10 protein-coding genes are annotated in these 17,870 nt (G+C 36.8%); all 10 read right to left on the minus strand.

Annotated features, from left to right (window positions below; genetic code table 11):
- Positions 1 to 26: 26 nt before the first annotated feature.
- Entirely contained in the window at positions 27 to 1,655 is a 1,629-nt protein-coding gene (locus tag Q9M50_13150; GenBank protein ID MDQ7091559.1) for an NAD(P)/FAD-dependent oxidoreductase, read from the minus strand.
- A gap of 9 nt (positions 1,656 to 1,664) precedes the next feature.
- The gene (locus tag Q9M50_13155; protein ID MDQ7091560.1) at positions 1,665 to 11,063 is read right to left on the minus strand and encodes an amino acid adenylation domain-containing protein; all 9,399 of its coding nucleotides are present in this window, start codon (positions 11,061 to 11,063) and stop codon (positions 1,665 to 1,667) included.
- Between the two features lie 101 nt (positions 11,064 to 11,164).
- Positions 11,165 to 11,437 (minus strand): transposase family protein, encoded by a 273-nt coding sequence (locus Q9M50_13160; GenBank protein ID MDQ7091561.1) that lies wholly within the window; start codon positions 11,435 to 11,437, stop codon positions 11,165 to 11,167.
- Between the two features lie 135 nt (positions 11,438 to 11,572).
- Positions 11,573 to 12,091 carry a transposase family protein gene (locus Q9M50_13165; GenBank protein MDQ7091562.1) on the minus strand — a complete coding sequence of 173 codons (519 nt, stop codon included), beginning with the start codon at positions 12,089 to 12,091 and terminating at the stop codon, positions 11,573 to 11,575.
- A gap of 152 nt (positions 12,092 to 12,243) precedes the next feature.
- Positions 12,244 to 13,878, minus strand: coding sequence for a cyclic peptide export ABC transporter (locus Q9M50_13170; protein MDQ7091563.1), 1,635 nt, complete (start codon positions 13,876 to 13,878; stop codon positions 12,244 to 12,246).
- A gap of 18 nt (positions 13,879 to 13,896) precedes the next feature.
- Positions 13,897 to 15,519, minus strand: a complete 1,623-nt coding sequence (locus Q9M50_13175; GenBank protein ID MDQ7091564.1) for a cyclic peptide export ABC transporter — start codon at positions 15,517 to 15,519, stop codon at positions 13,897 to 13,899.
- Positions 15,520 to 16,050: a hypothetical protein gene (locus tag Q9M50_13180; protein ID MDQ7091565.1), complete on the minus strand. Its 531-nt coding sequence runs from the start codon at positions 16,048 to 16,050 to the stop codon at positions 15,520 to 15,522.
- Between the two features lie 96 nt (positions 16,051 to 16,146).
- Positions 16,147 to 16,413, minus strand: coding sequence for a hypothetical protein (locus tag Q9M50_13185; protein ID MDQ7091566.1), 267 nt, complete (start codon positions 16,411 to 16,413; stop codon positions 16,147 to 16,149).
- 14 nt (positions 16,414 to 16,427) lie between these two features.
- Positions 16,428 to 17,183: a class I SAM-dependent methyltransferase gene (locus tag Q9M50_13190; protein ID MDQ7091567.1), complete on the minus strand. Its 756-nt coding sequence runs from the start codon at positions 17,181 to 17,183 to the stop codon at positions 16,428 to 16,430.
- Between the two features lie 97 nt (positions 17,184 to 17,280).
- Positions 17,281 to 17,796, minus strand: coding sequence for a DUF697 domain-containing protein (locus tag Q9M50_13195; GenBank protein MDQ7091568.1), 516 nt, complete (start codon positions 17,794 to 17,796; stop codon positions 17,281 to 17,283).
- Positions 17,797 to 17,870 lie beyond the last annotated feature (74 nt).

Consider the following 17,870-nt stretch of genomic DNA (forward strand, 5'->3'; position numbering starts at 1 on the left):
AAATCAAAACAATTCAATTGAAAAAATTATAGAGATTCTGTCGGCAAAGAAGCCACAAAGTCTTTATTATCATCTTTACAAATAAATTGGGTTACATGCCGTCCTGCGGCTGCAGCACGAATTAAGCCTCCTGTAGTCGCCCAAACCCCTGAAAGATAAAAGTTTTCAAGACCTGGTAATCCTACCCCATTTTTTTTCACTTCTTCCTCCAAAGTTTCGCCACCATCAACAAAGGGTTGCCATCCTAAGACCGTGCCATTGTAATTGCCTGTATATCTAACCTGCGTCATCGGAGTTGATGTATCCATGCAATCAATAGAGTCTTTTAACCCAGGGTGTTTTTTATCTAAATAATCAATTAAAAACCGAGAAACGTCTTTTTTAGTGGAATGATAGGCTTTGCTTCGCTTGACATGCTTAGTGTAATACGTTTTATCCTTACGCTGCACTTCTCTTGATTCTGAACGATCTTCATTAAGCACGCGCCAAGGGTCTATATCACAAAAATAGGTGATATATAATACCGATTGCCCCTCAGGAACAAGTTCTGGATAATAATCACTGCGTAATTGCACATTAATACTAGGATGGGTAATTCCAACTAACTGTTTACACTCATCTTCTGATAATAAATGTGAGCTACAACGATCAAATTCCGACCATGCTTTATTTAACCCTAAAAACAAAATGAAATAACCCGGAAAAATCATTTCCTTTTCATTAATGGTTTTGGAATAAAGACGCTCATAGGTTTCACTTAAATACTGCCCTTTTAACATTTTATAATACGTCGTATAGCCATCACAGGCGGAAACAATAATATCGGCAAATTCTTGGCTACCATCGGCAAACGCAACCCCAATAGCCTTATCATTTTCAACTAAAATCGTTTCAACTTTTTTATTGTAATGAATTTTCCCTGCCAACGACTCATAACGCGCTGCAATTGAATTGGCTAACCCTAAAGATCCATGTTCAGGCACACCTGCCGACGCATTCGCATGACTGGCTAAGTTAAAATAAAACGGTAACACAGGAAAATTAGGCATTTTCTCAAAGAAAATGAAATTAAAGGCTTCGCGTAAAAAAGGATCTTGACATTGTGCTGAAAAGTCGGTCATCAACATAGAAATTGATTTCCGAATGACATTGAAATACGGTAAAAATTTTGCCATCATTAGCGATCTTTCCCAAAACCCCATAAGACCGACTGGTTTTAAAAAAGGATAAACCGCCAAGCATTTTTGAAACTTCCGAATGCCCTCACAAAACTCTTTAATAATTTTTTCATCCTTAGGGGCAACCTCCATTAAATGGCTGTAAAGTTTATCAGGGTTAGAATAAAAATGAATTTTGCGCCCATCAGGATGCTCTATGGTATTAAAAATTTCAAAATTTCTAATTTCCTTCCCTTGAATGGCTCCAAGTTCTAACCATATTTGGTGCATTTCATTACCCGGTCCACTGCCTAATAACCAGCTAATACAACAATCAAAGGTATATTTTTTACGACGTTCCCACGCCGTACAACACCCCCCAGGAATTTCATGCATCTCAAAAATTTCACTCTCATAACCATTCATTTGCGCATAACAGCCCGTGGATAATCCCCCTAGCCCTCCACCAATAATAAGCACTTTTTTTCGTGATGACATGGTTTTCACCTATATTTTTTTCAAAATAGTTTGAATTAAATCCGCATGAATTTTAGCATTTTCACCTAATAGCATATCTTCATGACGACCTGTACCCACATAAAGTTCTGTTTGCGTCTTTGAACTGCCTTCCCAACTTTTAAGTTTATTTTCACGATGAGGATCGGCATCATTATTTTCAACAATATAATGCACGGCCGCATTGGTTAATTGTAGATTTTTTTGTTGATAACTAAAATCAATATAGTTATTCGCCTGTGCCATCGTGTGTTCTTCAACTTTATCAGACCCTGTATGCTTTTTAAAATGTTCACGTAATTCCATTTTAAAATCGGTCAATAATTCATCCGAAATTGTTAAATCATCGACAATTCGATAAGAGTCCATAATAATAATGTCACTGACTTGACGACCTTGTTTTTCTAGCTCTACGCCAACTTCAAAAGCAAGATTTCCACCTAAAGAATAACCAAATAATTTAATATCACCCTGTGGCTGTAATCCTGAAATTAACGACGCATACTGGCTGATTTTATCCTCATCTGTTAAGTAATTAAAAGATAATAATGAGTGGGGCGGTAAGTGGGCTGCCAGCGTTTCATAAACAATACTATAGCCCCCCGCTGGTGGAAAGCTAAATAAATACTGGGGATTATTAGGCTGTTCATTGTAACAAATATAAGGTAACGCCCCTTCAATTTTACCTGTAATCACTTCTTCGACTGTTTTTGACATCCCTGCTAATGTTGAAAGCTTAAACAGTTGATTAACGGTGATTTTAATATTAAAAACATCCTGAATTTGAATCATTAATTCAATTAAATACAGTGAATTTCCGCCTAATTCAAAGAAATCATCATAAACCCCCACAGATTGTGTTCCTAGCATTTTCCCCCAAATTTCAGCCATTTTAATTTCATACAAGGTTTCGGGGGCTTGAAAATTAGATGAACTAATTCGCTGTGGTTTAGGAAGGGCATTTAAATTAACTTTACCGTTATCAAGTTCAGGTAATTTATCAATTTGTTGAAAAAATTCAGGCATCATATAGCTTGGTAAATGTTCTGCAATATGACGCTGTAAATTATTTTCATCAACCGTTGTATCCGCCATCACTTGATAATAAGCACACAAACACGGCTCTTGTGTTGCGTTATTTTGAATAACGATAACCGCTTGTTCAATATTTTGATAAGCTAACACCGTATTTTCAATTTCACTGAGTTCAATTCGATGCCCTCGGACCTTGACTTGCGTATCTTTACGTCCTAAAAAATGCAATTGACCTTGCTCATCCCATTTAACAATATCCCCTGTTTTATAAAGATATTGCTCCGATTCACGGTTAAATGGATCAGGAATAAATAAAGCCTCTGTTTGCTCACTCTCATTCACATACCCCTTACAAACGCCCGATCCCCCGATATAAAGTTCACCGACGATCCCCACAGGAACAGGGTTTAACGTATTATCTAAAACATAAACAGTATTATTTTCAAACGGGCGACCAATAGGGATACCCTCACTTAAATCATGTAGTGATGCAATTGAATCGGTGGTGACTTCAAAAAAAGTACTATCAATCGTAGTTTCAGAGGTTCCATAAGAGTTAAATATTCGAGCATCGGTCACGGTTAGCAACGCGTGATAATCTTCTAATGTCCAACGTTCTGAAGCGATAACCAGCATTTTGAATGGAAGTTTTTTACCTTTTTGTTGCGCATAACTCACCAGTTTACGAATAACAGTTGGAACAAATTCAGCAAAATCGACTTGATTAGTCTCAATAGTTTCCAATAGCAACGGCATATTTAATACGCTATTACGCGGACAAAGTTGCAGCGTTTTACCATTACTCAACGCTCGAATCCAATCACCACAAAAAACATCAAAACTAATATGCGCCATTTGCAGATGGACGTGCGTGTTTTCAAGTGTATATTGATTTTTCCACGCGGTTGCCATCGTCGCAATATTTTCTTGGGTCACCAAGACCGCTTTAGGGCGACCTGTTGATCCCGATGTAAAAACAATATAAGCCCCTTGCTCTGGACTAAGCGTTAGATTGAGATTCTCCTTGGAATGATCGGAGCCTAGTTCATCAACAGCATAGGCTTTAATTTCCAAGGTTGAGGTATCAACCGCATGACTTGCTTTTAATAAACAGCTCGTTGCAGAAATTTCAAGCATCTGCTTTAAACGCTCTATCGGTAAATCACCGTCTAAAACAAGATAACTTGCCCCTACTTTTAAACAAGCAAGTAAAGCGATTATTAATTTAGGCGATTTTTTCAGATATAAGCCAACAACATCACCGTGATTAACCCCTTCCGCTTTGAGCGCGTGAGCCATTTGATTCGCATCAGCATTCAGTTGAGCATACGTTATCCCGTCACTTTCGCCTGAATCATTCGTCATTTGAACAGCCATTTGATTAGCCGCTGTTTGAGCAATGCCTTCAATGGTTTGATGAACAGAAATAAAATTTTGTCTATCTATTGGAGCGGCTTGCGTCTCAACCCCAGACCATTGTTTTAATAAGGTTTGTTCATTAGGCGTGGGTAAATGATAAGTGGATACTGCCGTTTGAGGCGTTGCAACGGCTTGCTTAGCAATTTCTAAGAAATGCTCCGCCATACGAACAATGGTTGATTCAACAAATAAATCGGTGTTGTATTTAAACGTAGCATAGTAAACCCCTTTTTCTTCATAAACCGATAAGGTTATATCAAATTGACCTTCTTCCTCGGGCATTTGCAATAATTGCATAGGAAAACCATCATAATGCGCAACATTATTTTCATCAATATGAGTCCGATCAACTTGATGATTGAGTAATACAAACATCACTTGAAATATTGCCGTACGACTGGGGTCATGTTCTATTTCTAAACGATCAACTAATAATGAAAATGGAAACTCTTGATTTTCCAACCCCATTAAAGTGGTTTCACGAACGTCTTTAAGTAAGGTAACAAAATTTGGGTTTTGATCAAAATTAACCCATAAAGGCAATGGGTTCACAAAGTAACCATAAACCTCTGCAAACTCTGCCTGTGTCCGTCCTGCAACAGGACTACCAATAATAATGTCATTTTGCTGCGTGTACTTGTGCATCAATGTGTAATAAAGACTCAACAAGGCCATAAACATAGTGGCCCCTTCATTTCTAGCAAGCGTTTGTAGCTGTTTTGTTAAGTCTGCATTAATTTCAAAATTATAAGAGGCCCCATTATTGGTCATGACTAACGGGCGTTTTTTATCCGTTTCTAAGGCCAATTGAGGAATATTTTCAGGTAAACGATTACGCCAAAATTTATAGAGTCCTGACCCTCGAATACTATTAATTAAACGCGATTCCCATTCGACAAAATCACGATAACTGGCCTTAGGTCGTTCAATTTTGATAGTCTCTTCTTTGAGATAGCGAGCATATAAATCTTGCATCTCATTTAAAAATTTATAATTTGACCACGCGTCAGAAACGATATGATAAATCGTAATCGCAAAATAATAACTGTCTTCGGCTTGACGATAAAGTCGAATACGTAACAATGAATCATTTTCTAAATCAAAAGGATGTTGATTATCTTCAATCACCTGTTGACGAATACTTTCCCAATCTTGATTGGCCACATCAACTACGGTAAATTCAAAAGGTCGATGCGCATAGATACGTTGTACGGGCTCACCCTCCACCACATAAAAATTTGCGCGTAACCCTGGATGACGTTGTACCACCCCGTTTATGGCTTTATCTAATATATCCAGTTTTAAGACAGATGGAATATGCATCACGCCACCAATGTTATAAGCCGCACTGAGAGGATTAAGCTGATGGGTAAACCAAATCGCTTTTTGCCCAAAAGATAAAGGGTATTCATCTTCAATTTCAGCATTACAACTCGTTGCGTTCGTACACAAACAATTATCATCAGTCTCTACCCCTACATCAAGACTCACTTCGTTTGCTATCGCTTTCGTTTTTGATGCCGCTAATAAAATTATTTTTTCATTCAATTCTGCGGCTAACTGAGTAATATTTAAATTTCCCAATAACTTCACGACACTTAACCGTTCTCCAAAATGTCCTAACAAGCGATTATTTAATTCCACCCCCATAATAGAGTCGATCCCTAAAGCAACTAAGGTATCGGTTGCATTTAAATTCGCTATATCTGTACGTAGAATGGTAGCCACTAAGGTTTTGAACTCAGTTTCAACTAAATTTTTTCGCTCATTGGCTTCACAGTTTAAATAGCACGATAAAAAATCACCCGCATCTTCATCCCTCTCATCTTTGGTAACCAATTCTTTAAAGAGATGCGGTTTTTTAGGGTACCACGCCAACACTTTATTCCATTGAGCATCACAAACCGATAACTGGGGATTAGGCAGCGTTAAAATTCGCTCTAATACTTTAATGCCCGCATCGGGTAAAATGGGGGGCATTCCTCGTTGTTCTTTATAATGATGCCCTAAGCCCAATTCTTTAATCATCCCAATGGCCCAAGGCCCCCAATTAATACTCAATGCAGGTAAGCCTTGACTACAACGGTAATGAGCGAGTGCATCTAAAAAACTATTCGCACTGGCATAATTGACTTGTCCTGCGGTTGTGACTTGAGCGGCAATGGATGAAAACAAAACAAAATAATCTAAGGGGGCTTTCTTTAAACACTGATGTAACGTCAGTGCGCCAATTGTTTTCGTATCATAAACTTCATCAAAATCATCGGTTTCCATGGCAGAAATCAAAGTATCTTTAACCACCCCTGTACAAAAGAAAACGCCCCGTATAGGCGGGTAACCTCGTTGAGCAAAATCATCAAAATAATAGCGTAGCTCGCGATCTTGAGTCACATCAATATCCGCTAAAATAACCTCAGCCCCCATCGCCTCCAATTCCTTAATGAACTTAATCCGTTCATACAAACGATGATCGCTATCAATATGCTGCCACGTTTCCCGTTTTGGAAATGCACTGCGCGTAATTAATAATAAGCGTCGTGCGCCACGGTGAATTAAAAGCTTACAAACTAAATGTCCAATTGCACCAAATCCACCTGCGACTAAATAACACGCATCTGTTTTCAAATGAACAGGAAAAGGACGTTTTAACGTTTCAGGGGCCACTAAACGATTGCTATAACGTCGCTGTTGTCGATAACTAATTTCTTCTTCGCTATCAAGCCCTAACTCTAATATGACATTGTCACTATTTGATTCAGAATCCAAATCAATATGCGCACCCCAGTTTTCACACAGTTCATGTTGCGCTAAAACACGGCTAATACCAATCATAGAGGCGGCAATAGCATTTAAATTCTCAGCATCTTCGGTAACAACGTGTCCATTGCTACTTAGGATCCAAAGTTTGCCTTTAATTTCAGTTTCTACAATAACTTTTGATAATAATAACAAGGAGTGTAAACGCATTTTTTTCAGTTGTTCAAGTTCTCTTGCACCCATTTCATCAAATGAAGGGGTCGCGTCTAAACCTAAACAATGAATAATGCCACTATCTGCACCATACTGTTGATAAAAATCGTGTACACATTGGCCTAGTTGCGAAAAATTATTAGTCCGTAAACTAGCCCGATTAAAATCCGTTGCCATGCTATAAGCTTGAGCGGAATTAACCAAACAAACTGCCGAGCCTTTGCCCCGTAGTTTTTCAGTTAATGTTTCAGCAATGCCTCCGTCATCCGCAAAAATTAAATAGGCTTTCTTCAAAGCCAGCGTATTAATTTCTCCTAGCTCTTGTTCCATCCATTGGGTTTGATATAACCAACTATCAATCGTGTTCGTATTCATTCCCCCCGCAACGGAATCCACGGCTTGTGCATTAAATCCCTTTAAGACCCCTAAAACCTCACCTTGGTCATTACATAAACTTAAGTTACCAATAATCTTTTCTTCATCACGCGAAATGATTTCAGTTAAACACCAAAATTGATCGCCTATTTCTGCATTAATATTAATTTCGTTAATGGCAATCGGCAATCGAACCACAAAATCTTCTGGTGCGGAAAGCCCCTCAATTTCATTAATCAATAAGGTTTGTAAACACGCATCTAATAAAGCTGGATGTAAGTGATAACCCGCACTATCTAATTTCGATGAAAGTACAATTTTTGCGAGTACTTGATTTTCACTTAAATAAGCCGTTTCAATAGATTGAAAATGATGGCCGTATTGATAATCAAACTGAGCTAATAATCCATAACAGGTTTCTTTATCAATGGATTTATGACTGTTATTCCGTTTAGAATCAAGATTGATGGCAGGAGCTAAATGTTTTACCCCACGACTACGAATAAAGCCACTAATATGCTGGTCTTCTTGTACCAACGGATCGTTTGAACTCTCGGTATCCATCGCCACAGAGCGACTAATAATTTTAAGTTTTGATTGGGGTTCATCAATAACCAATTTTAAGTCAGGATTTTTATCATCACTGAGAAAAACACCTTTGTCTATTCTTAGGTTATCAATACTGTAAAAACCCGCGCCCCAATGCTGATTCAAGGCAGCATAGATCATTTCAATATAACCTGCCGCAGGAAATAAGCAGCTATCTTGAATAACGTGATCGTTTAGGTACGGATATTTTTCCAAACTAACATCACTATCCCATAAATTATAGGTTTGAGCATTCTTAACCCCCAATAAAGGCTGGTGTACTTCCCCTTGACGTAACGTTTGATAAAAAGGCGTTTCATACCAATGCTTATCTTGTCGCCATTGATAACGGGGCATCCGTACAAAATGTCCATTAGGATACATCGTATTCCAATCCAGCTGAAAACCTAAACCATTCAACGACGCTAAGACCCCATAAAAATCGGTTTGTTCTGGAAATTTACGACGAATGGAGTACAACACTCGACTTTCTGCCTCTAAACTGGTTGCTATTTCACCAATAGAAGCCGCAAGAACAGGATGGGGACCGATTTCAAGAAAATACTGAAAATCATCTATAAAAATAGCCGAAATGGCTTTAGCAAAAGCAACAGGTTCACGAACATTACGCCACCAGTATTCAGCATCCCCTTCTTCACCCGTTATTTTTTCACCCGTGACGGTTGAATATAAATCGGTATGCGCTACTTGAGGCGAAAGATCAGCTAACGACTCGAATAATTCATCCTTAATTTTTTCCATAATAACACTATGGTAAGGCACTTCGACGCGTAAAAATTTATTAAATATTTCTTGTGCCTGTAATTGTTGTGCAATGTTTCCCAAGGCATCCGCATCGCCTGTTAACGTGACGGCACCTGGGCTATTAATCGCACCAATAGAAACATTCGGCTCATGTGGAGCAAGGTAAGGCATTACCGCTTGTTCCGACAATCCTACCGCTAACATTTTTCCCATGCCGCGTGTTAAATGCTGCAAACGACTACGGTGAATAACAATTTTTACCGCATCTTCTAGACTATAAACACCCGCTAAGTAAAAAGCGGCTACCTCACCCGTGCTATGTCCAACAATCGCTTTGGGCTGAATACCATAAGATTTCCATAACTCAGCTAAGGCAACTTGTACGGCAAAGTTAGCCGTTTGTGCCAACCAAGTCTCAGCCATTTTAGACTGATCTTCTGAGGTAAATAATTCATCTTTTAATGACCAATCCACCCATTTTGAAAATTCATCATCAATTTTATCAAGGGTCTCACGATAAACAGGCTCAGTTTTATACAGTTCATGCCCCATTCCCCACCACTGAGGCCCCATTCCCGTAAATACCCAGACTAAATTTGATTGTTCAGTTTGAGTTTGCTCAACAAAAACCCCTTCATTCGATTTTTCTGCGGTATAGTCCGCTAAACGACTTAAAAGCTGTTCTTTACCGTTATAAATAAAGGCCACCTTATAAGCATGTTGTTCACGGACACAAGCACTGCTATACGCTAAATGATAGAGTTCCGTTTCATCCTTAAGCCCTTGAATATGCGTTTCATAAGCCTGTGCTTGACGAATTAACGAATTTTTATCATTGTGACTAATAACCAATAATTTAGGCTGTTGGGTTACGCTAATCTCAGCTTTCGGAGTGGGTTGATATTCTTGGAGTACGATATGAGCATTAGTTCCACCAAACCCAAATGAGTTAACCCCTGCAAGTGCTAAGCCTTCATGTTTAGGCCAAGGTGTTAATGTTGTTGGAATCGCGTAGGGGTATTGATCAAATGCAATAGCAGGATTCGGATTAACAAAATGCAAATGCGGGGGAATTTGCTGATGTTTTAACGCCATCACTGTTTTTATAATTCCAGCTGAACCCGCCGCCGCTTCTGTATGGCCTATATTGGTTTTAACCGAACCGATAAAACAAGAGTCATCTGAGTGACGATCAATATTTAGTAAATTTCCAACAGACTCGGCTTCAATAGGATCACCGACAGGCGTTCCCGTCCCATGAATTTCAATATATTGTATTTTTCCTGGCGAAACATTTGCCCGCTTATAAGCGGTTTTCATTAAATTTAATTGGGCTTCAGAACTAGGAACGGTAATTCCATGGGTTCGTCCATCTTGATTAACCGCACTGCCTAAAATAACCGCATGGATATTATCCCCATCGGCCTCGGCTTGAGACAGTTTTTTAAGAACAAAAACCCCGACCCCTTCGGAACGAACATAACCATTAGCAGTGTCAGATAAGGCATGAGAGGAGCCTGTAGGCGAAAGAAAGCCGCCTTGTGATTCAGAAACCGTATACTGGGGCGCAAAATTAGCTAAAACGCCGCCCGCTAAAGCAATTTCACTATCACCTTGTTGTAAGCTACGGCAGGCTAGATCGATACTCACAAGTGACGAGCTGCACGCCGTATCAACCGTTAAGCTTGGGCCTTTAAGATTATAGATGTACGAAATACGATTAGAAAGCATTGTCATCATCACCCCCGTAGCGGTGTGAGCATCAATATTATTAAAATTAGGGTTCGTAAATTGTAAAATCTTATAATCTAACGTAAAACCACCAATGTAAACACCGACCGCTTTACCGCTTAATTCCGACGGTTTTAGCCCCCCTTCTTCAATCGCTTCCCAGGTTACTTCCAATAATTTACGTTGTTGAGGATCCATATAATCCGCTTCTCTTGGCGAAATACCAAAAAATAAAGGATCAAACTCATCTAGCCCATCAATATAGCCCCCCCATCGCGTATTTATTTTTCCCTTTTTTCCTTTTACTTTAGAAAAATAAGTTTCGGTATTCCAGCGACTTTTAGGGGTAGGCTCTAAGCAATCTACTCCGTCCTTTATATTATCCCAAAATTGATAAGGGTCATTCGCGCCACCGGGGAAACGGCAACCCATACCCACAATAGCAATCGGCTCATAATCTAGTTTTTCACGGGTAGAGTTTTCTGAATTGGAGTTTTGTTGAGTCATAATGATCTTATAGTTTGCGGTCAAAAGAACCGAGTGAACTGATGATATAAATAATTAAGTTGTCGTTTGCTTTACTAATAGACTTGTTCTTTAAGAAGAAGTTAATATATCATGTTAAAATTCCATAGGATAGCCGCTAAAAAAGAAAATAAATCTTTTACACCTTCTTTTTTATTTCTAAACTTGTCAACTAGACATCTATATCTTTTCATTCCACCGATTACATGCTCAACAATGACTCTTTCACGACTCATCTCTTTGTTTTCTTTTTTTTGTTTTTCAGTTAATGTTGGGTTTGGATTATGCTTAGATTTATTTGGTTTTTTATGAGGAATATTTACCGAATTAGTTTTATATTCATTATTAAACCCCAAATAACCTAAATCAATAAATATATTAAAATTACTAAACCAATTTAATTCTGGATTAAATTCTTTTTAAACATTCCATAATCATGATTTTTACCTGAAAACTAACCCCAATATATAAAATTAAATGACCTAAAGAAGCTATAGTGGTATTTTTAATTGTATGCTGTTTTTTTTACCACTGTAAAATTCATTTTGTTCTTCATAGTCACTAGGGCGTTGTACAGCACGCTCTGTAGCATCTATTATCAATGTTTGAACTCCGCCAAAAGCCTGCTGCATTTCTTCAGGGGTTGAAAAACTTGTTGCAGGTAAAACATTAAATATATCTAACGTCTTTATTAAAATTGGAAATAATTTGTATACATGAGTATGAGCGCATGATTTATTCATATTAAAAGAAAACCCTAAGTGATCGAAAGTAGAATAACACTTCATATAATTTAATATAAATAATAATTTGTCTGCGGGTGTTTTTAATGTGCTATCTAAACCACTACCGTATTTTCTTTCTTTATTTTCATGTTTTTCTTTTTGATCTTCAATAAGGGTCTTTTCAAATAGAGATAATAGTAAAATAAAATGTTCTGTTTTTAATCCTGTTAAAGCTCTTAACTGTCTATCATCATAAATTCTTGGTAAAATTTCTTTTATTTTCATGTTATACTTTGATTTTTATTTTTTATAGAAATTTATTATAAAGCTTATTTATTATTTTTAATAATTTAATTTAAAGTTTATTTATTAGGCTGTATCAACTGATTGTGAATGTTATCAAGTATATATAAGCAATTGATTTTAATATATTTTATTTAGAAGAACAAGTCTAATGATTTAATTTTTCCATCTTCCAAGCGTAAAACGCTGTCTGCACAATGAAAATAAGGTTCATCATGTGAAACAACAATAATGGTACGTCCTTGTTTTTTTAATCGAGGTAAGACGGTTTCATAAAAATATTGACGAAATTGAGGATCTTGATCAGCGGCTAGTTCATCAAAAATACAAATAGGATGGTTTCTGAGTACGGCAACAATAAAGGCTAATCGTTTTTTCTGTCCCGTAGACAGGTTTATATTGGTAAATGAATAATCATGAAATTGTGTCTTTTTTTCTAACTTCATTTCTTTTAACCAATAGTTAACATCACTTTCATTTAAATCAGGTAAGCCATAGATTCTATCGAATAGATGAAAGTCCGTAAATACAATGGAAAATAACTCTCTATACGCAGGGTATTGTGAACTTTCAAGTAATTCACCATCTAAATAAAGCGAACCTTCTTCAGGTTGATATAACCCTGTTAAAAGTTTTAAAAAGGTTGACTTTCCACTTCCATTCCCACCCACAATAAATAACAAAGAGCCTTTTTCTAACTTAAAACTATGAGGGCCTGAGGTAAATAAGCAATCCCCTGAAGCATCTCTATAATGAAATAAAGCGCCTTCCATTTCTAAGGTCTTAAACTCAGTACAAAGTGGATATTGATTAGCGTTATTACTCATCGACGAATTAACCGAATCTACCTTAGCTTCTAGTGTGTATAAGCGTTCTATTGAGTTATTTGTTTTGGCAAACACAGGAATACCTGTGGCTAACATCACTAAAGGCCCCATAATAAAAATAATACTCGAGGTAATACTATGAATAACATCACTATGCGTCGGTGTAAGACTTGGTACGATGAATACGGTGACTAATAAAATTGCAAAAACGATACTACTTGAAAAGATCATGTCAAAAATAAAGCTCAAATTAGAGCTTGTCATAATTTTTTGCATATCTTTAGAGACATTACGAAGTTGTAAATAAATATCATCGCTCTCACGCTGATTTAATTTTAACTCTTTAAATCCTTTTAGGACAGCATTAAAATAATTTAAAAACTCGCCTTCTTTTTTAGCGGTTCTTTCCATTTCCTCATTCGTTTTATTAAATTTTTTCAAATAAATGGGGAGCATACATCCCACTAAAGAAAAAACAGCCACAAAAGCTAATGGTGACATGACGGTTAAGTACATTCCAGTCACAATTAACATCAAGCAATTTTGAATGGTATAAATGCTTTGAACCACCCCTTCGGTAATCATATTCGTATCTTGAATTAAGGCCGAATACATCCCAATGTCTTGATGCTCTTCCATAAAACGCAAGCTTGTATTACGGATTTTACCTGCTATTCTAATTTTTATTTTTTCTAAGCCATCTTCCACAGCATTTAATGATTGTGACAATGCGTAATGCAGCGCGTAGACATAAATTAAAAACATGGATAATAAAAAAACCAATAAAACTAATTCCTTGGCCTTATCATGAACATTATCAGCCGCCACATTAATGGCCATTAAAATTATCCCATTCGCCACCCCTGAGAGTGCTGCCATTGAAATAATCCACGTTTTAGGTGATTTTGTTTCTACTTGAATAAAGCGTGCTAATTTTATCATTATCTCAAAAAATTACCGTTAATGTTTTTCACTAGAAATAATATGTCCATCTTCTAGCTTAATAATTCGATCGGCTAAATGAAAATATTTATCGTCATGTGAAACAACAATAACCAGACGACCTTCCGCTTTTAAGTCAGGTAAAATTTCCTCATAAAAACGCTGTCTAAATTCTGGGTCTTGATCGGCTGCCAATTCATCAAAAATACAAATAGGTCGGTTTTTGAGTACCGCAATAATAAACGCTAAACGTTTCTTTTGTCCTGTTGACAAATCTATATTGGTAAATCGTTGGTTTTCATAATGCGTTTTTTTATCTAATTGTAGACGTTTCAACCAATCATTAACCTCTGATTCTTTAACATCAGGTAAGCCATAAACACGGTCAAACAAATAAAAATCGGTTAAAACAATAGAATAAAGTGCTTGGTAGCTGGGATAATTTTCAGGACTAATTCTCTCATCATCCACATAAATATGCCCTTGATCTGAGTGATATAAGCCCATGAGTAATTTTAGAAAGGTTGATTTTCCACTCCCATTACCGCCCACTATAAAAATCATTTCATCCCGCTGAATCGTTAAATTATGCGGCCCAGATAAAAATAATTTATGTCCTTGCGGGTCTGTATAATGAAAGCGTAAATTTTCCAGGCGAATCGTATTAAAATGCTGATATTTTTCAGGCTCTTGTGGCTTTTGGCTTTGAATGGAACTATCTAATTTTTCTTCAAGCCCATAAAGGTTTTTAATCGCTGATTCCGTTTTCATTACCATACTTAAAGCCCCTGTAAACATACCCACAGGGCCAAAAATAAATAAGATGGTAGCAACAACTTTATGCGCTTCTGCTGATGTTGTTTCAATAAATAAAGGAAATAGTGACACCACTAAAAGCAATAACAAGTAAAAAACAAAATTTCCTAGCATGGCGGCAAAAAAGAGCCGGGTATTCGCACTGACTTTATATCGCTTCGCATCTTTAATTGACTGCGTTAAATGATTGAACATATCATCATTTTCACAGCGGTTGACTTGCAGCTCTTTAAAGCCATGCTGCATCGCCGTAAATCTATTGAGAAACTCAGCTTCTTTCTTTTCAGCCATATCTAGCTCTATACTGGTTTGTTCATAGTGGCTAAAAAAAGTAAACACGCCAACACCAATCATAACCAGCGTTAGCATAAAACTCAATGGCGATAGCATCGCAAGGTAAATGCTACTAAAAAGCAGCACTAACAGGGATTGTGCGGCCATCACTATTTTCATGGCCGCTTGAGAGATTAAGGTAGAGTCTTGTGTTAAGGCGGTATAATTGCCTATTTCAGGATTATGCTCAATAAATCGTAAATCAACCCGTCGAATTTTATCGGTAATCCGTAATTTAACGTGATGCAGGGCTTTTTCAACGGCATTAATTGATTTAACAAAAGCAATTTTTTGCGTATAAATAAAGAGTAGTAGGGCAATAATATAAACAACAAATAACCGCGCACTTAATTCTCTATTGTAGACTTGTGCCGCCGCTAAGTTAATAATCGCTAATAGTAAACCATTGGCAATACCCGAGACAGCGGCCATAAATAGAATTTGCTTTTTAGGAGCTTCCGATTCACGCGCTAAAAAGTGAAATAGTTTCATTTAGGTTAATCGCCAAGTAGTTTCACTACGAATGACATGAGCAGGTACTCCTACAGCGACAGAATTAGCAGGAATATGACCCGACACAACTGAACCTACCCCAATAACAACATCCGATTCAATATGACTGCCTTTGAGAATATTTACTTGCCGAGCCAACCAAACTCGATCGCCAATAACAATGCTTTTACTAGGATTAATATGCTTATTATTTGAATCAAAAATAGGATGATAATCACTGGTACGAATATCGGTGGGGTCTGCAAATAAACAGTCTTTACCAATAGTAATATCCTTGCCATCATACGCTGATATAAATGACTTAAATATTGTACAGCCATCACCTACTGTAATATGGCTATTATGACTTATCATACTAAAAGTGGTATCTGCATAAACGCCTTTACCTAGGATTAATTTATTATTATTACCACAAATTACAATATCAATATTTTTAATAGTTGAACCCGCAGCAATTATTAAGCTATTATTTTTCCCTTTAATAATAATATTTTTGTTATTATTTTTCATGAAGACCCTAATAAAAATATTTCTTGTAAATGTTATTTAAATATCAAGTAATTACAATCATCAGGCATGCATAAATTTAAGTTAAAACGTATAGCCTTAGTCATCAAATGGATCTGAAACTTTTAATATATAATTTTCAACGTGACAATCGCTACCAATATTTATTTGGTTATTTTCACCTTGAATACGCATCGAAATTTTTAACAATTGAGTATTTTCTTCAATAAGAATTTGATTGCAACCCGTCATATTAATAGTTGTTTTTAACAACGTTCCCTTACACGTTAAATCAGATAATGGGGAAACCTGAATTTTATTTAACCCATAAAAATTCTTAATAAGTTGCTGTGCTTTTAATAACATTTATTTTTGAATCTTTATAACGGTTTACGAAGAATGTGTAGCCCCGACATAAACGGTTTTTCACCCTTCCATTGTCCCTCAGAAGCCGTTTCATGCTGTTCTTCAAAGGGCATAACATGTCGACACATAAAGCCAGCATCAATTAAATTAAAGCGTTCTACTGTATATTGAATAGCATCACGCACCTGAAAATACCCAGCATCATCCACTAAAATATAGCCACCGGGGCGAACAAAAGGGATCGCCAAAATAATATCAGACAAAGCATAATCATAGGTATGATCGCCATCAACCAAAAGAACATCAAAAAACCCCGCCACTTTCTTTTTTGCCTTTTTCATGACCGCAAGTGAACTAAATTCTTCAAAAAAACTAAAATTTTCAACTAATATATTTTTAACTTCCTTAGTTGTATTGAATTCTGGGTCAATACAAACCCCTTGAAAATCTTTAAACCCCAGCGCTTTAATCGCACTATTAACAATCAATGCAGACCCTCCTTCGGCCGTTCCAATTTCAAGATAACGTTTAGGACAAGTACCGTAGATAAAGCTCCACAAGAAAAGCCGTTGAGCAACAGGCATAAGCGACATACATAATGGACTTTGTAATGTTTCTATTAGGTTTTCAGGAACATTCCATAACGGGGCATCTTTATGATATTCGGGTAACTCTAGACGTTGTTCCTCATCTAAATAATGCGTTTGTTTAGGGTATTCTGAATCAGCTGAATCAGCTTGATGAAGCTGGTATTTTATAACATCGGACATAATAAATTAATTTAAACATAAGAAAAAAATATAAAAATCAACGGCATTTAAGACGTTACTTTTACACGCTTAATTGAAGACTCAATATCACTAAATCCTATTGTGAACTAACAAATGCTTTACCTTCTTCATAAAGCTCTTCAAAGTGATTTCTAGATTTTTTGGCATCAAAGGTTAAAAACGTACCCCCTGACTCAAAATGCCCAACAAACAACTTTCCAACGGCATACGTTGATGCCGCCCCAATAATAGCCGTACTAATTACGCCCGCTGTTTGACCCACCACAGGAATAGATTTAAGTAAGCTTGCAAGCGGTAATACCATACTGATAGCAACAGAACTACTAAGTAAGGTACTAATGAGAGATGACGCTAAATTCTTATAGAATGGAACACCATAATCACGGGCTAAACGATGCAGTAATTTTAATTTAATGGCGGTTAATGCGCTAATATCAACTAAGGGAACAGGAATAAAACCAAGACCCGCTGCTATTATGGTATAATTTTTTACAGCCTCATGTGCGCCCCCCAGTCTCTTTACTCGAACATCTAAATAATTATTACCACATTCCATTTCAATTGCTTTTTCTTTATTTAAAATTATCGCCATGCTTTTTCCCCTTGTTAATTCTTCAACAATATCGAGGAATTATACATATCACAAATTTTAAAAGCAATAAAACC

Source organism: Methylococcales bacterium, assembly GCA_030949405.1.
Lineage (GTDB): Bacteria > Pseudomonadota > Gammaproteobacteria > Methylococcales > Methylomonadaceae > WTBX01.